The sequence below is a fragment of the Phaeobacter sp. CECT 5382 genome (genome assembly GCF_001457775.1).
Lineage (GTDB): Bacteria > Pseudomonadota > Alphaproteobacteria > Rhodobacterales > Rhodobacteraceae > Pseudophaeobacter.
The window spans coordinates 22,263-45,484 of sequence record NZ_CYSG01000009.1; the positions used below are offsets into that span (position 1 = coordinate 22,263).

Annotated in this window: 20 protein-coding genes and 1 pseudogene; 7 read left to right on the forward strand and 14 right to left on the reverse strand. The window is 56.5% G+C overall.

Features of this window, described 5'->3' with window-relative positions; translation table 11 throughout:
- Positions 1-3 precede the first annotated feature (3 nt).
- From PH5382_RS11165 to PH5382_RS11185, 5 genes are all read right to left on the reverse strand, one after another.
- A complete protein-coding gene (locus tag PH5382_RS11165) occupies positions 4-318 on the reverse strand; it encodes a heavy metal-binding domain-containing protein (RefSeq protein ID WP_058334468.1) in 315 nt (104 codons plus the stop codon).
- On the reverse strand, positions 315-497 hold the full coding sequence (locus PH5382_RS11170; protein ID WP_058334469.1) for a hypothetical protein: 183 nt from the start codon (positions 495-497) through the stop codon (positions 315-317). The genes PH5382_RS11165 and PH5382_RS11170 overlap by 4 nt, the downstream gene beginning before the upstream one ends.
- Positions 497-2,017, reverse strand: coding sequence for a Fe-S cluster assembly protein SufB (gene sufB, locus PH5382_RS11175; RefSeq protein ID WP_058334470.1), 1,521 nt, complete (start codon positions 2,015-2,017; stop codon positions 497-499). The genes PH5382_RS11170 and sufB overlap by 1 nt, the downstream gene beginning before the upstream one ends.
- A 15-nt stretch (positions 2,018-2,032) precedes the next feature.
- On the reverse strand, positions 2,033-3,076 hold the full coding sequence (locus PH5382_RS11180; RefSeq protein WP_058334471.1) for a cysteine desulfurase family protein: 1,044 nt from the start codon (positions 3,074-3,076) through the stop codon (positions 2,033-2,035).
- A 93-nt stretch (positions 3,077-3,169) separates the two neighbouring features.
- Entirely contained in the window at positions 3,170-3,643 is a 474-nt protein-coding gene (locus PH5382_RS11185; RefSeq protein ID WP_058334472.1) for a Fe-S cluster assembly transcriptional regulator IscR, read from the reverse strand.
- Positions 3,644-3,833: 190 nt separating this feature from the next.
- On the opposite strand from PH5382_RS11185, the gene PH5382_RS11190 reads away from it, so the two are divergent.
- Genes PH5382_RS11190 through PH5382_RS11200 form a run of 3 tightly spaced genes read left to right on the forward strand, consistent with a single transcriptional unit; the run spans position 3,834 to position 5,895 of the window.
- Positions 3,834-4,487: an alpha/beta hydrolase gene (locus PH5382_RS11190; RefSeq protein ID WP_058334473.1), complete on the forward strand. Its 654-nt coding sequence runs from the start codon at positions 3,834-3,836 to the stop codon at positions 4,485-4,487.
- Positions 4,487-4,729: a hypothetical protein gene (locus tag PH5382_RS11195; RefSeq protein ID WP_058334474.1), complete on the forward strand. Its 243-nt coding sequence runs from the start codon at positions 4,487-4,489 to the stop codon at positions 4,727-4,729. Before PH5382_RS11190 ends, PH5382_RS11195 begins: the two co-directional genes overlap by 1 nt.
- Complete coding sequence (locus PH5382_RS11200) at positions 4,726-5,895, forward strand: HD domain-containing protein (RefSeq protein ID WP_058334475.1); 1,170 nt, start codon at positions 4,726-4,728, stop codon at positions 5,893-5,895. The genes PH5382_RS11195 and PH5382_RS11200 overlap by 4 nt, the downstream gene beginning before the upstream one ends.
- A gap of 166 nt (positions 5,896-6,061) precedes the next feature.
- On the opposite strand, the gene PH5382_RS11205 is transcribed toward PH5382_RS11200, so the two are convergent.
- The 3 genes from PH5382_RS11205 to PH5382_RS11215 all read right to left on the reverse strand — a co-directional run bounded on the left by PH5382_RS11205 (position 6,062) and on the right by PH5382_RS11215 (position 9,043).
- Positions 6,062-7,645 carry a methyl-accepting chemotaxis protein gene (locus PH5382_RS11205; protein WP_058334476.1) on the reverse strand — a complete coding sequence of 528 codons (1,584 nt, stop codon included), beginning with the start codon at positions 7,643-7,645 and terminating at the stop codon, positions 6,062-6,064.
- A 19-nt stretch (positions 7,646-7,664) separates the two neighbouring features.
- Positions 7,665-7,964, reverse strand: a complete 300-nt coding sequence (locus PH5382_RS11210) for a hypothetical protein (protein ID WP_058334477.1) — start codon at positions 7,962-7,964, stop codon at positions 7,665-7,667.
- A gap of 299 nt (positions 7,965-8,263) precedes the next feature.
- Positions 8,264-9,043: a class II glutamine amidotransferase gene (locus tag PH5382_RS11215; RefSeq protein ID WP_058334478.1), complete on the reverse strand. Its 780-nt coding sequence runs from the start codon at positions 9,041-9,043 to the stop codon at positions 8,264-8,266.
- A 390-nt stretch (positions 9,044-9,433) separates the two neighbouring features.
- On the opposite strand from PH5382_RS11215, the gene PH5382_RS11220 reads away from it, so the two are divergent.
- Positions 9,434-9,769 (forward strand): SMR family transporter, encoded by a 336-nt coding sequence (locus PH5382_RS11220; protein WP_058334589.1) that lies wholly within the window; start codon positions 9,434-9,436, stop codon positions 9,767-9,769.
- Positions 9,770-9,918: 149 nt separating this feature from the next.
- A complete protein-coding gene (gene typA, locus PH5382_RS11225) occupies positions 9,919-11,736 on the forward strand; it encodes a translational GTPase TypA (RefSeq protein WP_058334479.1) in 1,818 nt (605 codons plus the stop codon).
- A 158-nt stretch (positions 11,737-11,894) separates the two neighbouring features.
- On the opposite strand, the gene PH5382_RS11230 is transcribed toward typA, so the two are convergent.
- The 3 genes from PH5382_RS11230 to recA all read right to left on the reverse strand — a co-directional run bounded on the left by PH5382_RS11230 (position 11,895) and on the right by recA (position 16,231).
- Entirely contained in the window at positions 11,895-12,182 is a 288-nt protein-coding gene (locus PH5382_RS11230; protein ID WP_058334590.1) for a DUF1330 domain-containing protein, read from the reverse strand.
- Between the two features lie 171 nt (positions 12,183-12,353).
- Positions 12,354-15,008 (reverse strand): alanine--tRNA ligase, encoded by a 2,655-nt coding sequence (alaS, locus tag PH5382_RS11235; RefSeq protein WP_058334591.1) that lies wholly within the window; start codon positions 15,006-15,008, stop codon positions 12,354-12,356.
- 158 nt (positions 15,009-15,166) lie between these two features.
- Positions 15,167-16,231, reverse strand: a complete 1,065-nt coding sequence (gene recA / locus PH5382_RS11240) for a recombinase RecA (protein WP_058334480.1) — start codon at positions 16,229-16,231, stop codon at positions 15,167-15,169.
- A gap of 192 nt (positions 16,232-16,423) precedes the next feature.
- Between recA and PH5382_RS11245 the strand changes: the two genes are divergently transcribed.
- A complete protein-coding gene (locus PH5382_RS11245) occupies positions 16,424-17,017 on the forward strand; it encodes a hypothetical protein (protein ID WP_058334481.1) in 594 nt (197 codons plus the stop codon).
- 77 nt (positions 17,018-17,094) lie between these two features.
- Here PH5382_RS11245 and PH5382_RS11250 read toward each other — a convergent pair whose 3' ends face one another.
- The 3 genes from PH5382_RS11250 to guaB form a co-directional block, all read right to left on the reverse strand.
- Positions 17,095-19,410 carry an ATP-binding response regulator gene (locus PH5382_RS11250; protein ID WP_058334482.1) on the reverse strand — a complete coding sequence of 772 codons (2,316 nt, stop codon included), beginning with the start codon at positions 19,408-19,410 and terminating at the stop codon, positions 17,095-17,097.
- Between the two features lie 91 nt (positions 19,411-19,501).
- On the reverse strand, positions 19,502-20,680 hold the full coding sequence (locus PH5382_RS11255) for an RsmB/NOP family class I SAM-dependent RNA methyltransferase (protein WP_058334483.1): 1,179 nt from the start codon (positions 20,678-20,680) through the stop codon (positions 19,502-19,504).
- A 72-nt stretch (positions 20,681-20,752) separates the two neighbouring features.
- On the reverse strand, positions 20,753-22,201 hold the full coding sequence (gene guaB / locus PH5382_RS11260; protein WP_058334484.1) for an IMP dehydrogenase: 1,449 nt from the start codon (positions 22,199-22,201) through the stop codon (positions 20,753-20,755).
- A gap of 235 nt (positions 22,202-22,436) precedes the next feature.
- Here guaB and PH5382_RS19480 point away from each other — a divergent pair.
- Positions 22,437-23,134 (forward strand): annotated as a pseudogene (locus PH5382_RS19480) (CoA transferase).
- The last annotated feature ends 88 nt before the right edge of the window (positions 23,135-23,222 follow it).

The following is a 23,222-nucleotide window of genomic DNA, read 5'->3' on the forward strand; positions in this document are numbered from 1 at the left end:
TTTCTATCCAATCACAACGGCCGTGCCGCTGGCGGAAACCATCAACATCGAATTACCAACGACCTCATAATCAAGGTCCACGCCGACGACGGCATTGGCGCCCTTTTCACGGGCGCGCTCTTCCAGTTCTGCCAGCGCGGTTTCACGCGCGTCCTGCAGTTTGCCTTCATAGGCACCAGAACGACCGCCGACGATATCGGTGATCGAGGCAAAGACATCACGCACCACATTGGCGCCCATGATGGCCTCGCCCACGACGATTCCTTTGTATTCGGCAATCTGGTAGCCTTCGACGGAAGGGGTGGTTGTAACGATCATTTATCGTTCCTCCGAGCAAAGGCTATTGCTGCTTTCACAAGCCCAAAAGCTAAAACAAAGATGATGGCAGTCATGGAGTGGGCACGCAGTGCATCAACCGAGAACTCACCGGTCTGGGCAAAGCTGTAAAGCGCCCAGAAGATCAGTCCTGAAATCAATATACTGAGCACCTGCTGCATCAGCCCACAGACCCTTCCAGCGAGATAGCGACCAGTTGCTGGGCTTCCATGGCGAACTCCATTGGCAGCGCTTGCAGCACGTCCTTGCAGAATCCGTTGACCACCAGGGCCACCGCATCTTCTTCGCCGATGCCACGCTGGCGGCAGTAGAACAGCTGCTCGTCATCCACTTTGGAGGTTGTCGCCTCGTGCTCGACCCGAGATGAGTTATTCTTCACCTCGATATAAGGCACTGTGTGGGCCCCACATTTGTCGCCGATCAACAAGCTGTCACATTGGGTAAAGTTGCGGCTGTTTTTCGCCTTGGGATGCATGGAGACCAGCCCCCGATAGGTGTTCTGCGCCTTGCCGGCAGAGATGCCTTTGGAAACGATCCGTGATTTGGTGTTTTTGCCCAGGTGCACCATCTTGGTGCCGGTATCGGCCTGCTGCATATTATTGGCAATGGCGATCGAATAGAACTCGCCTTGGCTTTCAGCCCCGCGCAGGATGCAGGATGGATACTTCCAGGTTACGGCAGAACCGGTTTCGACCTGGGTCCACATGATTTTAGCGCGATCACCCCGACAGTCGGCACGTTTGGTAACAAAGTTGTAGATGCCACCCTTGCCGTTCTCATCACCGGGATACCAGTTCTGCACGGTGGAATATTTCACCTCGGCATCTTCTTCGATGATGATCTCGACCACAGCTGCGTGCAGCTGGGCGATATCACGCGCAGGTGCAGTGCAGCCTTCAAGGTAGCTCACGTACGACCCCTTGTCGGCGATGATCAGGGTGCGTTCAAACTGGCCAGTGTTTTCCGCATTGATACGGAAATAGGTGCTCAGCTCCATTGGGCAGCGCACACCCGGTGGGATATAGACAAAAGAGCCATCCGAGAACACAGCAGAGTTCAGCGTCGCATAGAAGTTATCGGAAACCGGAACCACGGTGCCGAGGTATTTCTTTACCAGCTCTGGGTGTTCCCTGATCGCCTCTGAGATGGAGCAAAAGATCACGCCGGCCTTTTTCAGCTCTGCCTGGAAGGTGGTGCCAACGGAAACGGAGTCAAACACCGCATCAACAGCAACCTTACGACCCTCGGCGGGCATGTCTTCGGCCCCCTCAACACCAGCAAGGATCATCTGCTCTTTCAATGGGATACCAAGCTTTTTGTAAGTATCCAGCAGCTTGGGGTCTACCTCGTCCAGGGATTTGGGCTTCACTTCCATGGATTTGGGGCGGGCATAGTAATACTGGTCCTGGAAATCGATTTCCGGGTAGTCGACCATGGCCCAGGTCGGCTCTTCTTTTTGCAGCCAGCGATCATAGGCCTCAAGCCGCCAGTTCAGCATCCACTCGGGCTCTTCGTTCTTTTCCGAGATCAGGCGAACGATATCGGTGGTCAGGCCCTTGGGGGCATATTCCATCTCGATATCGGTTTCCCAGCCGTATTTATATGTGCTGACCTCGGCCACCGCATCCACGGTTTCCTGGTCAACACCTTCCTTGACTTGGGTCTGGTCCAAAGCGGCCATGATTTTCTCCTGCAGTCACGCCACGCGGGCGCAGTGTTTCTTGTGTTTCTGGAGCCACGCTTCAGCAAAGCGCAGCACATCATCTTTTGTTGTTTCAGCCCCAAGGGAGACGCGCACGGCACCCTGGGCGGTTTCTTCATCAAATCCCATCGCAGTGAGCACCGCACTGGCGCGCACCTTGCCGCTGGAACAGGCAGATCCGGCACTGATGGCAAAGCCAGCTAGATCCATCTGCATCACCTGGGTTTCCCCTTTCCAGCCGGGTACCGCAAAGCAACTGGTGTTCGGCAAACGCGCAGCACCTTTTGCAACACAAATAAGCTCTGGGGCGCCAGCCACAAGGGCTTCTTCCATCAGATCCCGCAGCATCTGCACCTGTTCCCAGGTACCATCCGCCAATTGTTTGGCTGCTGCTTCGGCAGCGGCTCCAAAACCGGCAATGCCTATGACGTTTTCAGTGCCGGACCGTCGGCCCATTTCCTGACCGCCACCGCGGATCTGTGCGGCCAGATCAGTGCCCCGTTTCATCACAACTGCGCCGATGCCCTTGGGGCCACCCAGCTTATGCGCCGAAACAAGCGCCATCTGCACGCCCAGCCAATTAAAGGCCAGCGGTAGCTTGCCAAAGGCCTGCGTTACGTCGCTGACCGCAAGGCCCTGTGGCAGGTCTTGAATAACCCCGGTTTCGGAATTGGCCAATTGCAAGGTCGCCTCTTCAGGCACCTGAACCTTGACCACCCCTTTGGGTGAAACCGATATATCCTCATTTATCCAAGATCTTACGGCATCATGCTCAATCGCAGCACCATGCAGATCACGCCCAGCCAAAGCGAGTGAAGCGCCCTCGGTTGAACCCGACGTGAAAACGATATCTGCCCCATCGGCACCAAGGGCGGCCGAGACTTGCGCGCGGGCCCGCTCGACAACAGCCGTGGCCGCACGCCCTTCGGCATGGACCGATGACGGGTTGCCACAGACATCCATAGCCGCAATCATCGCCTGACGCGCGTCGGCGCAAAGCGGTGTCGTTGCGTTATGATCCAGATAAACCCGCGTCATAGAGTCATGTTTTCCCGTTCAACTTTCCCGATCGGCCTCAATCACCAAACCCTGCACCACATGCCGTTTTGTCGGCGGTAAGATCAAGATCCGTTACTTCGCGTCTTCTTCCGCATCCACTACGGAAAACAGGTTCGGCACCGCCGGACAGGGCGCCAGATCATTTTGAATCACATCCGACAGGCGCGTCTGATGTAAAAACACATAGACATGTGCGCTCAGGCTTTCCCAAAGGCGATTTGTCAGCGATTGCGCGCGACTACCACTGGTCGCCCCCGAAGCCCCTGCCCCTTTGTGCATCGCGTCGACGGTTTCATCCACGGCACTCAGGATATCAACCACGCGAATTTCCGAGGCTGGGCGCGCCAGACGATAGCCGCCGCCTGGGCCACGTACCGAGGCCACAAGCCCAGCCCGGCGCAGTTTGACAAAGAGCTGCTCCAGATAGGGCAGCGAGACATCCTGTCGTTTGGAGATGTCGCCAAGCACCACCAAAGAGCCCTCTGGCTGCAGCGCGATATCCGTCAACGCGACCATGGCATAACGCCCTTTGGTAGAAAGCTTCATCTTTCCATCTCTCCAAACAGCCAGATCAGCCGCGTAAACATTGACCTTGAACGCGCGAATGCGTATCTCAGCTTGACGGTGCAATGCAATGGCCTGCGCCAGCAATTAGAATTGTTCTAAGATGACTGATGGAATTCGTCAAGTATTCCTGAACAGCATCTGCAGAAATAAGAGTAGGATCCACCCACCCATGCCTGAGGTCATTTTTCCCGGACCCGAAGGCCGCCTGGAAGGCCGCTATCACCCGCAAAAAGAAAAAGACGCCCCCATCGCAATCGTTCTGCATCCGCATCCGCAGTTCGGTGGCACGATGAACAACAAGGTCGTCTACAATCTGCACTATGCATTCTACAATATGGGATTCACCGTTCTTCGGTTCAATTTCCGTGGCGTAGGTCGGTCGCAGGGCGAATATGATCAGGGTATTGGTGAGCTGTCCGACGCGGCCTCCGCACTGGACTACCTGCAATCGATGAACAACAACTCCAAGCATTGCTGGGTTGCGGGTTTCTCGTTCGGCGCCTGGATCGGCATGCAGCTTTTGATGCGCCGACCCGAAATCACCGGATTCATCTCGGTCGCACCGCCCGCCAATATGTATGACTTTTCTTTCCTGGCACCCTGCCCGGCTTCTGGATTGATCATCAATGGTACCGCCGACCGTGTAGCCCCCCCTGCGGATACCGTCGGTCTGGTGAACAAGCTGCACGAACAAAAGGGTATCACCATCACTCATACCGAGGTCGAAGGGGCTGATCACTTCTTCCAGGGTGAGCACATGGATACGCTGATGACTCACACCACCGACTACGTGAAACGCCGTTTGACGGAGAACAGCAGATAATGGGAACCATCGAAACGCTGGGTGAGAAACTGGCTATCGATACGCTCAAGGTCCAAGACGCCATCGGCGAGGATCGGTTCTACATGGAGGTCGCCCAGGTGCTTGGGGCGGCCTCGCAATCTCTGGAAGAAGCATTTCTGACGGAAATGCGAGTGCGGCTTGCCGAACGAAAAGCCCGCGAATTCATTGCAGACAAGCTCTCCAGGGTTCAAAAAGATCTCGAACAGAAAGCGCGCGAATGAGCGATCGGATCAGGGCTCAGTTTGCCTTTTTGCTGGAAGCCGACAAACTACGTGGCATTGAACGCCAAAACCTGATCCTGGACTGTTCCAGACGTGAAAACTCAGCGGAACACAGCTGGCATCTGGCGCTCTATGCGCTTGTTCTGGCGCCATTTGCCGATCTGGACGTTGATATCACCCGTGTCATACAAATGCTTTTGCTACATGATCTGGTTGAAATTGACGCCGGTGATCACCCGATCAGTGATGCCGTAGACTGGACAGCGGTTGCGCAGGCGGAACAGGCTGCGGCCACCCGGCTTTTTGGACTTCTGCCGCCAGATCAGGGCGACAGATTACAAGCACTTTGGTCAGAGTTCGAAGCCAGCGAAAGCGCTGACGCGCTGTTTGCCAAACGTCTAGATCACTGCCAACCGATTTTTCAGACGCTTTATGGCGCAAGCCCATTGCCCGACCATATCGTCGTCGTGCGCGAGAACCTGTTTGGCGGGCGGGCTGCCGCCCTGCAACATGGGTTCCCCCATGCCTTTTATCATGCGCTTGATCTGCTCGGAGAAACCGTTGCTCAGGATAGCACCGGCCTCGACAGTCATTTGCCATTTCTGAACCAGGCCGATGCCCTGAAAGGTATTGAACGAGCCACCCGGATTGGCGATGGCTCACGGGCTGAAAACTCTGCCGAGCACAGCTGGCACATCATGCTATATGCTTGGATTTTGGGAGAGCACGCCCACGAGGAGATCGACATTGCGCGGGTCCTGCACATGCTGCTGTTGCATGACATCGTGGAGATAGACGCTGGTGACACCCCCATCCACGGGGCACAGGATCCAGCTGTGCAGGCTGCGCAAGAGGTCCGGGAACAGCTGGCCGCAGAGCGTCTATTTGGCTTGCTTCCCAGCGATCAGGGCCGTGTCTTTCACCAGATCTGGACAGAGTTTGAAGCCGCTGAAAGCCCTGATGCTGTCTTTGCGAAATCCATTGATCGCGTACAGCCGGTTCTGTTGAATCTTCTGAATGGTGGCGGCAGCTGGATCGACTATGACGTCTCACTGGCACAAGTCGAGGCCCGCGTTGGCGTCAAAGTCAGCCGTGGTGCACCAGAGGTCTGGAACTATGTACGCGCAGAAATCACCCCCTGGTTCAAAGCCGCTGGCCGTCACTAGATCGATTGCCATCGCGCCATTGGCTGAGTGAACATTGATAGAAATGCCATCGCCTTTGGCTGAATTTACGCCTGCGCAAAAACTCTCAAACAAAATGGGAGCCTGAAACAGGCTCCCACTCTATTTTGCGCAGCGCGCTCCTCATGTCTCACACCGACAGATGTCTTTATCCGAAAGCTCTTAGCTGGTCTCCTTCGGCGGCTGACCATGACACAGCAGCACTCTCTTCCAATTGAAAGTTAGACAGGCTTCCCGCAAGCTCGCGGGCTTTTTCATCCATGGTCATGCTCATCGCGGTCATCTCTTCGACCATAGCCGCATTTGTCTGTGTTGCCCCGTCCAGCGTGCCTAGGGCGGTGGCCATTTCCGACAAGGCCGACGCCTGTTCAGCCGCTGTTCCCGAAATGGCTTCGATCAACCGGTTGGTATCCGAAACACCTGTCACGATATCCTGCAGCGCCTCGCCTGCCTGATTGACCAGTTCAGATCCATCCTGAACCTGTGACGCGCTGGTACTGATCAGTGATTTCACCTCATTGGCGGCGGTCGCCGTGCGCTGCGCCAGGGCACGCACTTCGGCCGCCACAACAGCAAATCCGCGACCGCTTTCGCCGGCTCTTGCGGCCTCGACCCCGGCATTCAGGGCCAGCAGGTTGGTCTGAAAGGAAATATCTTCGATCACATTGATAATAGTCGAGATCTCTCCAGAAGATTTCTCGATGCTGCCCATGGCGTCGACAGCTTTGGCCATCAGCTCGCCATTCTTCAAAGCACCATCATAGGCCGTGCGCGCATTGCTTGCCGCCTGCGACGAATCCTCTGCACTTTTCTTGACGGATTCGCTCAGCTCGGTCAGGGCAGATGTGGTCTGCGTCAATGTCGCCGCCTGTGACTCGGTCCGGGCAGACAGGCTTTGGACTGATTCAGATACCGATTCCGCATTGCTGCGGAATTCACCGGAAATCGATACCGCAAGGCCAAGGCTGCCGGTCAGACTTTCAGACAAGCTGTTGAAGTTATTACGCAGGGCTTCGTATTCACTGGGGAAAGCCGTGTCGATATGGGCGCAAAGCTCACCTGCAGACATGCGCTGCAGGCTGGTGCCCACTACGGTTACGACATTTTCAGTATCCTGCTTGCTGCGCAGCGCTTCATCCTGGGCGTGTTCGGCCTTTTCTGCCTGTTCGCGCACCGCGACTTGCTGTTGTTCAAGGGCGGCATCCGCAGCACGACGCTGCAGCATGCTGATCAACAAGATGGCAGTTTCCATCACCACGATAACAGCATGAAGAACGGTTCGGTACAGGTTGTCCATCAGTGTCCCGCCCGGATAGACCAGCGTGGGAAGCAACAGGCTAAAGGAGATATGATGCACGGCAATCAGTCCGGCGGCAAACAGCATGGCGGCCGGATTGGACAGGGTTGAAACCACTGCCAGAACAGCAAAATACATCATGTGGCTGTCAATTTGCCAGGCGTGCCCGGTAAATGAAGTCGAAAACAGCACACTATGGGCGACAAAGCAAAAGGCCAGAACAAAGTCTCGCTGTGTTTCGGGCATCTTCTGCGTTAGATAAGCCAGCCCGCCAACTGCGAGGCTGAGCGCGGTCAGGACATACCAGTCCATTGCCGGGTTCAAAAATAGGGCAACCAGTGTCGGCGCCGGCATCAAGGCCCAGATCGCAACGATCTGAAATTGCCGCTGACCCGAGCGACCTGCCATATTCTCATTCTGGTCAAGTTCACGCATTGAACCGCCTATCCTCTAGCTATTGCGCACAAAGCTGTGCAACCGTTTTCCCATCCAAAACAAACCAGGCACCATTTTCCCTAAGCCGTTTGGCATCAGCGGGATTTGTTAAAACCGTCAACGCCCCAAAAGGCGCTGTTTCCGGCGAGATTTCGAACAGTCCCGCGCTTGAGACGATCGAAGCAGCACTTGGCCCCCAGGGGAGGGTCACAACCAGCACTGGTTCACCAGCCCGCAGGGAATTGCTTCCGAACAGCACCAGAACCGGGGCCAGAAGCATCGACAAAAACGCCAGGGAACAAAAAATCAGATGCCGCATAGATCCGCCTTCCAAAGCAGTTATGCTGGCGAAAGTTCATAATACGTTACTGAAATACATTTTTCCGGCCACAGTTCCGGCCAAAACGGAGAACAACGTGGCGCTCCAATCATCAAAGGCCCATAAAATTAGGATCAATCCGCCTCGTGGAAGAATTGCGCGCCAGATCGTGAAAATGCAATCTTTAGAAGACGGCGTTCCGCTTGGCCCCTTCGCCTCACAGCTGCTGAAGCTCCGGTCCGCCTACGGAAACTGCTGGTCAGTCTTCGCAGATTTGGTCAACTTCGTGACTATCCGGATCAAAGGGCCGGATCAAAGGGGCAGACTTGTACTCCGGAACGGGTAAGGGTCAGGAATTCACCCGGTTTCAATTCCTGCCACCCGGCCTGGTCCTGCTCCAAAGGCTCCGAGACCACAGCCCAGCCTTGATGGGTTTCACTCCAGCGATAGTAAAGCGACGGCGCCAAATGATCTGAGGAATAGCGCGCTGCATAAAGAGCATGACCATCTGACAACGCTGCCGAGAGCCGCATGTGCGGTGTTGTTCCACGACTGCGTGACAAGGCTTCCATCTTGGCAACAGCCCGTTCCAGGGCAACCAGTGGGTCGCGGTCCAGCCCCTCCTTGAGAGCAATCAGAAACAAGACTTCGCTATCGGTAGCCCCTTTGCGATGGCTATAGAGCTCATCCGGGACACACATATCGGCGTAGCGTCGAAAATTCTCAAAGCCACCGATCTGTCCGTTGTGCATGAACGTCCAGCGGTCTGCAGCGAAAGGATGGCAATTGTTCCGGCTTATGGCCGATCCGGTGGAGGCACGTACATGCGATAGGAACAGGCCGGATTTCACCTGCTGCGCCACGGCGCGAAGGTTGGTATCGGACCAAGCAGGATAAACATCGCGATACAGCCCTGGCTGCTCTTTGTGGCCGTACCAGGCAACGCCAAACCCATCACCATTGGTACTTGTCTTGCACTCTGTGGCTTCCTGGCTCTGGGCGACCAGGGAGTGACCCGGGCGCGATATGATGTCTTCTAGAAAAATCGGCGATCCGAGATAGGCAGCCCAGCGACACATAGGTAGTCAACTCCTAACAAAAACACGATGCAGACCAGCCCAACCAGCGCCGAGAAAATCACCCCCGAGGTCTTGGGGTCCCTGGGGCCAGAACCGTGAGGTATGAAAAACTGAAGGCGTTCCAGTCTTGGCGTCGACCTACCTGCACTTGCGCAAAACGTCGACACCACCGACCGCACAGGTACCTGTTCACCCCTGCAACACCAGAAGTCTTCGAACCGTCTGGCGATCTCCCTGAGAAAGCTGACTGGCTGGGTACAGCGAGCGCAACAGACAGCGTCGAACAGATGCAGGCCGAGATCAACGGAGGCAATTGCTAAGATGCGCTGGCTCATGCAAAGAGGCCAGCAGACGCCTTCCCACCTCCGTGCCTATCCAAAGGATGCGACGATGCCTGTTCACTATATCTACCTTGCTCTCGCGGTTATCGCTGAAACCATCGGCACCACTGCCGTGCAGGCCAGTCAGCAATTCACCCGGCTGGGACCTTCGCTGCTAGTACTTCTCTCCTACGGTATCTCCTTCTACCTTTTGGGACAGACCCTGAAATATATGCCGGTCGGCATCGTCTACGCGATTTGGGCCGGGGTCGGCATTGTGCTGATCGCCCTCATTGGTCTAGTTGTGTTTGGTCAAAAACTGGATCTTCCGGCGATGTTGGGCATCGGATTGATCGTAACTGGCGTTTTGGTCATTCATCTGTTCTCGAATTCTTCTACCCACTGAAGAATTCCCTACGAAGCCAAAATAGCCTTCAAACCTGCGGCAGAGTTGCAGCTTTTGCAGTTGAACCGGTTTAGAGCGCATTTCTGCTGGCCTTTGGCGCTGTATCGGGCTATGGGCGGCGCAACTTCCTTACAAAGGCTGACGACGTCATGGACATGCGCAACATTGCGATCATTGCTCACGTGGACCACGGGAAAACCACCCTGGTCGATGAGCTTCTGAAACAATCCGGCGCCTTTCGCGAAAACCAGGCTGTGGCAGAACGTGCCATGGACAGCGACGACCTGGAACGCGAACGGGGCATTACCATCTTTGCCAAACCCACCTCGGTGGAATGGAACGGCACCCGTATCAACATCGTAGACACCCCCGGCCACGCCGACTTTGGTGGCGAAGTTGAGCGTATCTTGTCGATGGTAGACGGTGTTGTCCTGCTGGTGGATGCTGCCGAAGGCCCGATGCCACAGACCAAATTCGTGACCTCCAAGGCCTTGGCCCTGGGTCTGCGCCCCATTGTGGTGCTGAACAAGGTCGACAAAGGTGACGCCGAGCCTGACCGTGCCCTAGATGAGTGCTTTGACCTCTTTGCCTCGCTTGACGCCACCGAAGATCAGCTCGACTTCCCACATATGTATGCTTCTGGCCGCTCTGGCTGGGCCGATGCAGAACTCGACGGTCCCCGCAAGGATCTGCACGCACTGTTCAATCTTATCGTGAACCACGTGCCAGAGCCAAAGCAGATCAAGCACCAGAACGAAGATTTCCGCATGCTGGCTACAACACTGGGCTCTGACCCCTTTGTTGGCCGTCTGCTGACCGGCCGTGTTGAGACTGGCACCCTGAAGGTTGGCGCGACCGTGCAGGCCCTGTCCCGCATCGGCCAAAAGATCGAACAGTTCCGCGTCACCAAAATTCAGGCCTTCCGTGGCTTGGCCCAGCAGGACATCGATGAAGCCCAGGCTGGCGATATCGTCTCGCTTGCCGGCATGTCCAAAGCAACCGTGGCCGACACCATCTGTGCCCTGGCCGTGGAAGAACCCCTGGAAGCGCAGCCGATTGATCCACCCACCATCACCGTGACCTTTGGCATCAACGACAGCCCCCTGGCAGGTCGTGACGGTAAAAAGGTTCAGTCGCGCGTCATCCGTGACCGCCTGATGAAAGAAGCCGAAGGCAACGTCGCAATCAAAATCACCGACACTCCCGGTGGGGATGCCTTTGAAGTCGCCGGTCGTGGCGAACTCCAGATGGGTGTTCTGATCGAGAACATGCGTCGCGAAGGCTTTGAGTTGTCGATCTCGCGCCCACAGGTTCTGATGAAAGAAGTCGATGGCGTCCGCATGGAGCCAATCGAAGAAGCAACCATCGACGTGGATGACGAATACTCCGGTGCAGTCATCGAGAAAATCACCGGTGCCCGCAAGGGTGAGCTGGTCGAAATGCGTCCTGCCGGTGCCGGCAAGACCCGTATCATCGCTCATGTGCCGTCGCGCGGCCTGATCGGCTATCACGGTGAGTTCCTGACCGACACGCGCGGTACAGGCGTGTTGAACCGCGTCTTCCACGGCTGGGCTCCGCATAAGGGCTCTATCCCGGGTCGTCGCGCTGGTGTTTTGCTGTCCATGGAAAGCGGCCAGTCCGTGGCCTATGCGCTGTGGAACCTGGAAGATCGCGGCAAGATGTTCATCGGCTCACAAGTCGATGTCTACACCGGCATGATCATTGGTGAACACTCCCGTGAAAACGATCTGGAAGTGAACCCGCTGAAGGGTAAAAAGCTCACCAACGTTCGGGCTTCGGGCACCGACGAAGCTGTGCGATTGACCACCCCTGTCACGCTGTCTCTGGAAGAGGCGATTGCCTATATCAACGACGACGAGCTGGTGGAAGTAACGCCAAATTCGATCCGCCTGCGCAAACGCTATCTCGACCCGCATGAGCGTAAGCGGATGGCCCGCAACGGTTAATCCGACCTTTGATTGAACACATTGAAAGGGCGCCCGTTTGTGGTGCCCTTTTTTATGTCTCAGAAACATGTAAATCCCGGCCACGGGAAAACAAAAAGGGCACCACAAACGGGTGCCCTCTAGGATATCCTAGATTAAATACTTGCCGACAGCAGATACTATTCGCTGGTCTCCACCACCATCAGTTCGCGCTCAGAGGCACCACGGGCATGATCGAGCGCCTCTTGATATTCCGGGCTGTTGTAGCAGTCGACGGCGGCCTCGACGCTGGGGAATTTTGCCACCACATTGCGTGGGCGTTCCTTGCCCTCAAGCTGAACAAAACGACCGCCACGGGCGATGAATTCACCACCGGCCTTAGCAATGGCTGGGCCAGCAAGTTTGGCGTATTTGCCATAGGCCTCTTCGTCGGTGACGGTGACATGTGCAATCCAAAGTGCGGGCATGGGGGATCCTCCGATAACTGCCTTGCTTGCCAGCAGCATAGGCATTTCTTCCCGGAGGTCGATTGCAATTTGACCAATTGGTCCAGTTTGAATGAAAGCCGCCCGCGAACCAAAGGCAGGCGGGCGGACTGAAACATCTGGTTGGGCGAAATGCCCCGTCGCAGTAGCGGCTTAGCTGGCCAAAAAGGCTTCGGCTGCCGCAATCGCAGCCTCAGCACCTGAGAAATCCTTGCCACCGCCCTGCGCCATGTCAGGGCGACCACCGCCGCCCTTGCCACCAACAGCTGGAACAGCAGCGCGCAGAACATCCACAGCCGAGACATCACCGACCAGATCATCCGTTACACCAGCCGCCACCGCAACCTTTCCGTCGTCTTCGGCAATCAGCAGGATCACACCCGACCCGATATTGGTTTTATGCGCGTCAATGAGACCACGCAGATCCTTGCCGGAGACACCCTGAAGCGCCTGTGCAAGGAATTTCTTGCCACCAATCTCTTTGGTCTCGGCCCCACCTTCGGAACCAGATCCGCCCAGGGCGATCTGTTGCTTCAGGTTCGATACCTCGTTTTGCAAGGCCTTGCGCTCATCCATAAGCGCCTTCAGACGATCCATGACCTCACCAGACTGGGCTTTCAGCACGCCTGCAACCTCTGCCATGCGGCCTGCTTCGCGCTCCAGATGTTCGAATGCAGCCGCGCCCGTCAGGGCTTCGATCCGGCGCACACCAGCCGAGGAGGCACTATCGCCCAAAATGACAAAAGTTCCGATGTCACCCGTCTGGCGCACATGGGTGCCACCACAAAGTTCGATCGAGTAGGTATCGCCATCATGACCCTTGCCCGTTTCGGCACGGCCCATCGACACGACACGCACTTCGTCGCCGTATTTCTCCCCAAACAGTGCCTGGGCACCCAGCCCACGGGCATCGTCCGGCGTCATGATCCGGGTCTCTACAGCAGTGTTCTGACGGATATAGTTATTCACATCGGCGGACACCTGGGCGATTTCGGCATCACTCAGCGCCTTGTTGTGGCTAAAATCAAACCGCAGACGGTCATCAGCATTCAACGATCCGCGCTGCGCCACGTGATCCCCAAGGGCATCACGCAGGGCTTCGTGCAGCAGATGTGTGGCCGAGTGATTGGCGCGAATAGCAGAGCGTCGGGAATGCATGACAGTCAGTTGAGCCGGGGCACCCGCAGTCACCAGACCTTCAACGACTTTACCCATATGGATAAAGACACCTGCAGATTTTTTGGTATCCGACACCCGGATAACACCACCATCAACTCGAATTTCACCACTGTCGCCGACCTGACCGCCGGATTCAGCATAAAAGGGTGTCTGATTCAGCACCACCTGCACCGTATCGCCCTGCCCGGCTTCTTTGACCTCGGCACCATCTTTTACCAAAGCGGCAATCTGGCCCTCGGCGGTTTCCGTCTCATAGCCGAGAAAATCGGTGGCGCCGTGCTTATCAGCGATATCGAACCAGATGGCGCTATCGGCACTATCACCGGATCCAGCCCAAGCTGCACGGGCCTTGGCCTTTTGCTCAGCCATGGCAACTTCGAAACCGTCAGTATCTACTTCGCGCCCCTGTTCGCGAAGGGCGTCCTGGGTCAGATCGAGTGGGAACCCAAAGGTGTCGTAAAGCTTGAACGCCGCGGCACCGGGCAGCGGTGCCTTGTCAGCAAGCGAGGACACCTCATCATCAAGCAGCCTAAGGCCGCGCTCAAGCGTCTGCTTGAACCGGGTTTCTTCCAGCTTGAGGGTTTCTTCGATCATCGCCTGGGCCTGGCCCAGCTCTGGATAGGCGGTGCCCATCTGCTGGACCAGCGCGGGCACCAGGCGGTGCATGACCGGGTCTTTTGCACCCAACAGATGAGCATGACGCATGGCCCGGCGCATGATGCGGCGCAGCACATAGCCACGGCCGTCATTGGATGGCATAACGCCATCTGCCAGCAGGAAAGAGGTAGACCGCAGGTGGTCCGCGATGACCCGGTGATGCACGTTCTGATCACCGTAGGGATCTGAATTGGCCACATCCGCCGAGGCTTCGATCAAGGATTTAAACAGATCGGTATCGTAGTTGTCATGGCTGCCTTGCAGCAGAGCACCAATCCGCTCCAACCCCATGCCGGTATCAATGGACTGCATGTCCAGCGGCACCATGGAGCCATCGGCGAACTGTTCGTTCTGCATGAAGACCACGTTCCAGATCTCGATAAAGCGGTCGCCGTCTTCTTCGGGAGAGCCGGGAGGGCCACCCCAGATGTGATCGCCGTGGTCATAAAAGATCTCGGTGCAAGGACCACAGGGACCGGTTGGCCCCATCTGCCAAAAGTTATCGGCGGTCGCGATGCGAATGATGCGATCCTCTGGCACTCCAAGTTTCTTCCAGATCTGAAAGGCTTCGTCATCGGTGTGATAGACCGTGGTCAGCAGACGGTCCTTATCGATGCCGAATTCTTTGGTGATCAGATCCCAGGCAAAGGTGATCGCTTCTTCTTTGAAATAGTCACCAAAGGAAAAATTCCCGAGCATTTCAAAGAATGTATGGTGGCGCGCCGTATAGCCGACGTTGTCCAGATCATTGTGCTTGCCGCCGGCGCGAACGCATTTCTGCGAGGTGGTCGCCCGGTTATAGTCGCGGGTTTCTAGCCCGGTAAAAAGGTTCTTGAACTGGACCATGCCTGCGTTGGTGAACATCAGGGTCGGGTCATTGCGTGGCACCAGCGGGCTGGAGTCGACCACCTCGTGGCCATGTTTGGCAAAATAGTTCAGAAATGTAGAGCGGATTTCGTTCAGCGTCGGCATGGAGTGCGATCCCTTTGCGGGCATTGTTCAGAGTTGCCAAGAGGTTTAGCCCTCCAATCCCCCCCTGTCCACAGCCCGCACCAACCCCGGCCACGTAAAAAGGACGCAGCCGTAGCCACGTCCTCACTTTAGATCCATTTGATCAAAATACCCGAGGCTTAGCCTTCGAGAATATCGTCACCACCCTCGATTTCGGGGCGGTCGAACTCCAGCCCGTGGGCGGCGCGGATCTTATCCTCGATATCATAGGCTGTGGCCTGGTTATCGCGTAGGAACTGTTTGGCGTTTTCACGCCCCTGGCCAATCCGCTCATCCCCGTAGGAAAACCAGGATCCGGATTTATTGACCACACCAGCCGCGACGCCAAGATCCAGCAATTCGCCCATCTTAGAAATGCCTTCGCCATACATGATGTCGAATTCCACCTGTTTGAAGGGCGGCGCCACCTTGTTTTTCACCACTTTGACGCGCGTTGCGTTTCCAACGATCTCATCGCGGTCTTTCACAGCCCCAATACGGCGAATATCCAGACGCACCGAAGAATAGAATTTCAGCGCGTTGCCACCTGTTGTGGTTTCGGGCGAACCGAACATCACACCGATTTTCATCCGGATCTGGTTGATGAAGATCACCATGCATTTCGACCGGCTGATGGAGCCAGTCAGTTTGCGCATGGCTTGGCTCATCAGGCGGGCCTGAACGCCTACGCTTGAATCGCCCATGTCACCTTCGAGTTCCGATTTGGGTGTCAGGGCTGCCACTGAGTCGACAATCACCATATTCACAGCACCGGACCGCACCAATGTATCGGTAATTTCCAGCGCCTGCTCACCGGTGTCGGGCTGCGAAATCAGCAGCTCATCCAGATCGACACCAAGCTTGGCCGCATATTGTGGATCGAGCGCATGCTCAGCATCCACAAAGGCGCAGACACCTCCCAGTTTCTGCTGCTCTGCCACACAGTGCAGTGTCAGCGTCGTCTTACCTGAACTTTCAGGTCCGTAAATTTCGATAATCCGGCCCATTGGCAAACCGCCAATGCCCAAGGCAATATCCAAACCGAGAGACCCGGTCGAGCTCGCCTCGATTTCCTGAATGGCACCGTCGCCCATCTTCATGATGGAGCCCTTGCCAAATTGCCGTTCGATCTGTGCAAGCGCGCTATCGAGCGCCTTTTGCTTGTCACCGCTTACTTTGTTTTTCATGGTCAAAAGATCCGCCATAGTCCCTTGTCCCCTTCTATGTGTCATAGAGCTGCGCTTGCGGCAATCACTGCTTTGTTCGCCTCTTGTTCTTTATGGGACCAAAGAGAGAACAAAGCAATCACAAACTTTGCCTATTCAGATCCGAAGGGCGATGATAAACAAAGCTTTGACACTATTATCAAACGATCTTTCATCCCCAAGGAGGCAACTATGCTGGTGTTTCACGACGCAAAACTGGTGCTTCTTTCGGTTCCAAAGACCGGAACAACGGCCTATCAGGACGCCCTGAGAGATCGCGCAGATTTAATCATATCCGACCCGCCAGAGCTAAAGCATGCCCCGCTGTTTCGTTACAATCGCTGGATTCGGCCCATGTTCCAGAAGGTCTGCAACGTTGAGCTAGAAGTGGCAGCGGTTATGCGCGAGCCGATCAGCTGGCTGGGCAGTTGGTACCGGTTTCGTCAACGCCCCTTTTTGGATGGCAAAGCAAACTCCACCAAGGACATCAGTTTTGACGACTTTGTGCTGGCCTACTGCCAGGGAAAGCAGCCCGGTTTCGCCAATGTTGGAAGTCAGGCCAAATTTTTAGCGCCGCAGCCCAACGGCTGCAAGGTCGACCATTTGTTTCGATACGAAGACCAGCCCCGCGTTCAAAACTTCCTACAACAGCGACTGAGTGTAGATTTTGAACTGGCAAAAATGAACGTAAGCCCGCAGATGGCTATCGCCCTATCACCCGAGGTCGAATCCCGTCTACGACGCAAGAAAGCAGATGAATTCAGCCTATACGAAAGTATCGTTTGACGCCCTGCCGTAACAGGCAAGATCACATCTTCAATCAAGTGCCATCATGGCAGGTCTAGGGGACATGCCCCGCGGATCTAGTGAAGCTGGGCGTGAACGGTTTCGGTCAGCTGGTTCAAAGAGAACGGTTTTGGCAGGAAGACGGAATTGGGAACATCCGGTTCTGACTCACCAAAGGCCCCTTCGGCATAGCCCGACACAAAGACCACCCGCGTGTCCGGCCGGGTTTTCAACGCCTCGCGGACCCAGCTGGGCCCATCCATCCCCGGCATCACCACATCCGTCACAAAAACATCCACGGTCAGGCCGGGATCTTCAAGCGTGCGCAACGCATCTTCGGCAGATTCAGCCTCCAGAACGGTATAGCCACGCATCCGCAAAGCCCGCGAGGCGAAGGCCCGAACAGGGGCTTCATCCTCGACCAGCAGCACCACGCCTTCGCCATGTTGTGGTGCGGGCACTGCTTTTGGGGTTTCAACAGGAACTTCCGCCTCAGCCTCGTCGGCTCCCTCCTGATAGACAGGGAAAAACAGAGTAAACGTCGTGCCCTTGTCGATGACGGAATCGACAAAGATATAGCCACCGGTTTGTTTGATGATGCCATAGGCTGTCGAAAGCCCGAGGCCGGTACCTTCGCCCGTGCGTTTGGTCGTATAAAACGGCTCAAAAACCTTTTGCATCTTGTCTGGCGAAATCCCGACACCCTCATCGCTGACTTTCACAGTGACCCAGTTGCCTTCGGGCACCGATGCCCGGTCACGCTTCAGCGGCTTGTCCAGGGTCACCGCCTCGGTGCGGACGCGAATTTCGCCGCCATTGGGCATCGCATCACGCGCATTCACCACCAAGTTCATCAGAACCTGTTCCAATTGTCGTTTGTCGGCCCGGATGGACCGCATCACCGGATCATGACTGAGGGTCAAAGTGACCTTTTCACCAACCAGACGGTTCAACAGATGTGTGAGGTCAGACAGCGTGTCGCGGACGTCCAGGACTTCAGGCAGCAATGTCTGTTTGCGCGAAAAGGCCAACAGCTGGCTGACGAGTGCCGCCGCCCGGTTGGCGTTTTCATGGATCTGGATCAGATCCCCGAAATCCTGATCCCCCTGATCGTGACGCAGCAGCAGCAGATCGCAGTGACCTGAAATAGCGGTCAGAAGATTGTTGAAATCATGTGCCACACCGCCAGCCAGCTGGCCGATCGCCTGCATTTTCTGACTCTGAACGAACTGCGCTTCTAGGGTTTTCAACTCGGTCGCATCGTTCAAAACGGCGATCAGGATTGTCGCGCCCTCTTCAACGGCCCGGGTCAGTGTCACCTGTACAAAGACCTCCTTATCAGGCCGTGACAGGCGCAGGAATTCAGATTTATTGGACGCAAGCCCATCCGCAGTATCGCGCAACCAGTCCGACATCGGACGGCCGAGCCCCTCCATCATCTGCGACAGTTTCAGGTTTTCGCGGCTGTCCACTCCAAGCATCGCCATCGCCATCTTGTTCAGCGACAGAATGTCACCAGATGGCGCCAGTTTGATCAAAGGCACCGGCATATGTTCAAAACTGGCCTGCTGGCCCGGAACCTCGGAACTGTTGAACTCCATCAGATACAGTTCACTGCGGCCCTGGGTCCGGTTCAGCTCTGTCACCAGAACATCGACCGGCCCGGTCTTGGTGCTGATTGTATTAACTTCGCCACTGCTAACCGGGAGCATCGGGAACAGACGATCAGTGGATTTCACCCGCTCGCCGATCAGCTTGCGCGATGCCTCGTTCATAAAAAGAACCGCGCCGGTGCGCCCGACGGTGATCATCGGGATCGGCACCGCCTCAGCGCTGCGCCCACCGCCCTGACGCTCTACCACGTCTTCAACGCGCCATAAAAAGCTCCCGCCATTCATCTGGTGCACCGCAAGGCGCACATGCCCGCGCCGGGTCACGATGTCTTCACGCGCCGCCCCTTCAAACCGGGCCCGGCTTTGCAGACGGAACAAGACTGCCGAAGGGTTTGCCAGAACCGACCGCAGCGTTCCCGCTAGGGTGTCGCGCTCGGCTTCCTGAAACCGGGTCTGTGCGGCCTGATTACAGGCATGAATGCCGCCGTCATCATCGGTGACAAAGCTTGGCGTTGCATCCTTTTCAATGAAGCCAGTCAGCAGCTCCACTGCCATGGCCCGCGCATTGACCCGCAACCGCGCCTGAAACACCATCAACAGCGCGACCGCCAAAAGCGTCAACCCAACGGCCAGAAGTCCCCGCATGACCCATTCCGGCCAGGAAAACAGCGTCGGCACGACCATCAGCCCGATCGAAAACGCCAAAGTCGCCGCGAGGCGGACGTGTTCAGGCTGATAGACCCTCAGCATTGGCACAGATGAGTTTTGGCGACCGGACATTTCGGCTCCATCTTCAGGAGAATACACGGCCATAACGCGGCCAAAGTCTTAAAGCCACGTTAAGGTAGGTGTAGCTTTCCCGTTGAAATACCTAACAACCGGGGCTTACGCGCGTCAACACAGTGACAAAAAAACCATCCGTGCCATTGTGCACTTGCCAAGCAGCCTGATCGCTTTCAACCCAGCCTTCATTTCGCCCCAAGAAACCTTGAATTTGTTGACTGTTTTCCTCATCCAGCATGGAGCAGGTCGCGTAGGCCAAATGGCCTTTTGCCCCAACCAGAGCCGCCGCATCGTCCAAGATTTGGCGCTGCGCCGCGCAGATCTGGTCCAATTTGTCACGGGTAAGGCTCCATTTACCCTCCGGAGCCCGCCGCCAAGCACCGGAACCGGAACAGGGTGCATCACAAAGCACCAGATCAAAAGGCGCCTTTCGCGTCACTTCATCCTCTGACAGACAGGTGATGTCGGCCCCCGCACGCTGAGCGCGCAAAGGCAGGTCCTGCATCCGGTTTGGATCAGCGTCATGGGCAAATAGAGAAATCTTGGCGCGGGCCGCCATAGCAAGGCTCTTGCCGCCACCGCCCGCACAATAGTCAAGCACCCGCATACCATCAGCCAAGGGCAGTAGGTCAACAACCGCCTGACTGGCGGCATCCTGCAGCTCCACAAGACCCTCGGCAAAGCTCTCGCTGTTGCGGATACGGCGCGCGCCTTCAGTCACATCCAGTGCAGTGTCGCTAGCGGCATGTGGTTGGCAAATGATACCTTCCTCTGCCAGTGCCGCGATTGCCGCGTCCCGGGTGGTGCGTAGCAGATTGGCGCGCAAATGCACCGGAGCGCGTGTTTGCAGTGCTTTTGCTGCGGCCTCGACTTCTGCGCCAAGACTGGTCGCAAAGCCAGGCCAGATCCATTCGGGAATATCCAGCCGCTCGGCATCCGAAGCAAACCCTTCCGGGTCTTCGGCTTCTGCCTCTGTCAGTGGCGTTGGACCATAGCCCTGTCCGCTAAAAACCGTTGCCGGTTCAATTCCGTCGGCGCGCAAAGCGCCCAGAACCAGCCCGCGTCCGGTTTGTGACCCACCAAGGACAGCAAAGGACCGACGGCAGCGCAGGGCGGAAAACACATGGTCGCGCACGGCGGCGCGATCCTTTGAGCCTGCATAGCGGTTGCGCCGCCCCCAAGTGGTCAGCGCCTTTTCAGCCGCTTCGCCATCCAGGATCAGATCAAGAATTTCGATGGCCGCCTGCTGGCGGGCAGCCGGGGTCATGCCCCTGCCCCAAAGATACAAGCGCTCATCATTAGTCCTTTCAGAGTGTCCGAGACCGAAGCTCGGATCAATTTAACCGATACGGTAGTTCGGGCTTTCGCGGGTGATCTGCACGTCATGCACGTGGCTTTCCTTCAGACCGGCGCCGGTGATGCGCACAAAGGAACAATCCTTGCGCATCGCATCCACAGTGGCACAACCGGTATAGCCCATGGCTGCCCGCAGACCACCCACCAATTGGTGGATCACCGCATTTGCAGTCCCTTTGTAGGGCACCTGACCTTCGATACCTTCTGGTACCAGCTTGTCACTGGCAGCATCTTTCTGGAAGTAGCGATCGGCAGAGCCGCGTGCCATGGCGCCAAGGCTGCCCATGCCCCGATAGGATTTGAACGAACGCCCCTGATAGAGGATCACCTCGCCTGGGGATTCATCCGTACCGGCAATCATCGAGCCCACCATCGCACAGGAAGCACCAGCAGCAATCGCCTTGGCAAAATCACCAGAGAACTTGATGCCACCATCGGCAATCACCGGAATATTACCGGCAGCAGCAGCGCAATCCATGATCGCGGTCAGCTGCGGCACACCGACACCCGCCACCATCCGGGTGGTACAGATCGAACCTGGCCCGATCCCTACCTTGATAGCGTCAGCCCCGGCATCAATCAGCGCCTGGGTTGCAGCACCAGTGGCGACATTGCCCGCAATGACCTGAATACCGGAATACTGCGCCTTGATGCGTTTCACCGCATCAATCACCCCGGCCGAGTGGCCATGGGCGGTGTCTACAACAACAATATCAACGCCCGCGTCAATCAGCTCTTCGGAGCGGGCAAAGCCGCTATCCCCGACAGAGCTTGCGGCCGCAACGCGCAGGCGTCCCAGCTCATCCTTGCAGGCCGTGGGGTTCAGCACTGCCTGTTCGGTATCTTTCAGGGTCAAAAGACCGGTCAGTTTGCCGTTGCCATCTGTCACCAGAAGCTTTTCGATCCGGCGGGCGCGCATCATCGACTTGGCCTCGTCCAGATCGGCGGGCTCTTGCAGCATCGCCAGATTTTCCGAAGTCATCATCACTGAAACTGGCGTGCGGTCATCGCTGGCAAAGCGCATGTCGCGATTGGTGACGATCCCCATCACCCGCCCTGCGCCGTCAACCACAGGGAAGCCGGTCACCCGGTACCGTTCCTGCAGTGCCTTGGCATCAGCCAGCGTCTGCTCTGCAGTCAGGGTGATTGGATTGTAAACGATGCCGCTTTCAAAGCGTTTGACCCTGCGCACCTGGCGCGCCTGTTCTTCGGCATCCAAGTTTTTATGGATCACGCCCATGCCACCTGCCTGCGCCATGGCGATCGCCATGCGGGCCTCGGTGACCGTATCCATCGCCGAGCTCAGCAGCGGTATATTCAGATCAATTGTCTGCGTGACGCGTGTACGCGTATCTGCGGTATTGGGCAGGACGTCAGACGCGCCTGGAACCAAGAGAACATCGTCAAAGGTGAGTGCCTCACGAATCTGCATTTGCTACCCCTATGCAAAACCCCGTTTGACGGTGACCCTATTGCACAGAAGTGGGGCGGGGAAAAGAGGCACCACCAATAAATCCTGCGCTGCAGCATGTCTTTTTAAGATCAAGCCGCTACAAGCTGATTTGCGTCAAGGCCCCCTGCAAGCGACTGGATATGTCTGCGCCACACGCGAACAGATAGGTCAGGAGACTCCTATCTCAGCCTCCAAATCAGCCCCTTAGGACGGCATCACGATCGTCGATCTTACACATGTCCTGGCCGGTCCCCATGTCTCCTTGAGCCTTGCTGATCTTGGTACCCGTGTCATCAAGGTGGAAAAGCCCGGCGAAGGCGATGGAGCGTCTGGGCTTCGGTTGGGAATCTTTGCACGCGAAGTTTCCAAAGCTCATCTATGGCGCGGTTTCAGGTTTTGGTCACCGGCGCGGCCCCGCGCCCCTCAGGCGCACGACATCCGTAGATCACCCTGTTTGAAACCTTTCAAGCCGACGACAGTCTGTTTGTCAGCGCCGTCTGCAATGATGCCCTGTTCGCAAAGCTCTGCACCGCGCTGGAGCTGCCACTGGCGGCAGACAAACGCTTTGCCAGCAATCCGGCAAGATGTGAAAATGCCCGCCTTTTGAAACGCCTGATCGAGGCCGTGACGATTGACCGCCCGGCTGCGCATTGGATCACGCTCCTGAACGAGGTCGGCATACCGACCGGTCCGATTCAGGATGTGGCACAGGTGCTGAAGGATCCGCAGATCAAAGCCCGCAACATGGTGGTGGATGTGATCGACGAAGACGGCCAGCCCACCTATACAGCCGCAGGCAACCCGATCAAGCTATCAGGGCTGGTAGATCCGACAACGCGCAGGCCCGCGCCACGTTTGGACTGCAACCGTGGCGAAATCCTAGAATGGCTGGCAAAGCAAGAAGACAAGTGACACTCCAAACCGGCCCTGCGACAAAAAATGACGCCTGTGAAACAAATTATGGCGCTCATCGACTTTTGCCCGAGGCAGCTTGGCCCTA

Excerpts from the sequence above, each read along its gene's own strand:
- PH5382_RS11165 (WP_058334468.1), bottom strand. The coding sequence starts at position 318 with ATGATCGTTACAACCACCCCTTCCGTCGAAGGCTACCAGATTGCCGAA.
- PH5382_RS11170 (WP_058334469.1), bottom strand. The coding sequence starts at position 497 with ATGCAGCAGGTGCTCAGTATATTGATTTCAGGACTGATCTTCTGGGCG.
- sufB (WP_058334470.1), bottom strand. The coding sequence starts at position 2,017 with ATGGCCGCTTTGGACCAGACCCAAGTCAAGGAAGGTGTTGACCAGGAA.
- PH5382_RS11180 (WP_058334471.1), bottom strand. The coding sequence starts at position 3,076 with ATGACGCGGGTTTATCTGGATCATAACGCAACGACACCGCTTTGCGCC.
- PH5382_RS11185 (WP_058334472.1), bottom strand. The coding sequence starts at position 3,643 with ATGAAGCTTTCTACCAAAGGGCGTTATGCCATGGTCGCGTTGACGGAT.
- PH5382_RS11190 (WP_058334473.1), top strand. The coding sequence starts at position 3,834 with ATGCCTGAGGTCATTTTTCCCGGACCCGAAGGCCGCCTGGAAGGCCGC.
- PH5382_RS11195 (WP_058334474.1), top strand. The coding sequence starts at position 4,487 with ATGGGAACCATCGAAACGCTGGGTGAGAAACTGGCTATCGATACGCTC.
- PH5382_RS11200 (WP_058334475.1), top strand. The coding sequence starts at position 4,726 with ATGAGCGATCGGATCAGGGCTCAGTTTGCCTTTTTGCTGGAAGCCGAC.
- PH5382_RS11205 (WP_058334476.1), bottom strand. The coding sequence starts at position 7,645 with ATGCGTGAACTTGACCAGAATGAGAATATGGCAGGTCGCTCGGGTCAG.
- PH5382_RS11210 (WP_058334477.1), bottom strand. The coding sequence starts at position 7,964 with ATGCGGCATCTGATTTTTTGTTCCCTGGCGTTTTTGTCGATGCTTCTG.
- PH5382_RS11215 (WP_058334478.1), bottom strand. The coding sequence starts at position 9,043 with ATGTGTCGCTGGGCTGCCTATCTCGGATCGCCGATTTTTCTAGAAGAC.
- PH5382_RS11220 (WP_058334589.1), top strand. The coding sequence starts at position 9,434 with ATGCCTGTTCACTATATCTACCTTGCTCTCGCGGTTATCGCTGAAACC.
- typA (WP_058334479.1), top strand. The coding sequence starts at position 9,919 with ATGGACATGCGCAACATTGCGATCATTGCTCACGTGGACCACGGGAAA.
- PH5382_RS11230 (WP_058334590.1), bottom strand. The coding sequence starts at position 12,182 with ATGCCCGCACTTTGGATTGCACATGTCACCGTCACCGACGAAGAGGCC.
- alaS (WP_058334591.1), bottom strand. The coding sequence starts at position 15,008 with ATGCCGACGCTGAACGAAATCCGCTCTACATTTCTGAACTATTTTGCC.
- recA (WP_058334480.1), bottom strand. The coding sequence starts at position 16,231 with ATGGCGGATCTTTTGACCATGAAAAACAAAGTAAGCGGTGACAAGCAA.
- PH5382_RS11245 (WP_058334481.1), top strand. The coding sequence starts at position 16,424 with ATGCTGGTGTTTCACGACGCAAAACTGGTGCTTCTTTCGGTTCCAAAG.
- PH5382_RS11250 (WP_058334482.1), bottom strand. The coding sequence starts at position 19,410 with ATGTCCGGTCGCCAAAACTCATCTGTGCCAATGCTGAGGGTCTATCAG.
- PH5382_RS11255 (WP_058334483.1), bottom strand. The coding sequence starts at position 20,680 with ATGACCCCGGCTGCCCGCCAGCAGGCGGCCATCGAAATTCTTGATCTG.
- guaB (WP_058334484.1), bottom strand. The coding sequence starts at position 22,201 with ATGCAGATTCGTGAGGCACTCACCTTTGACGATGTTCTCTTGGTTCCA.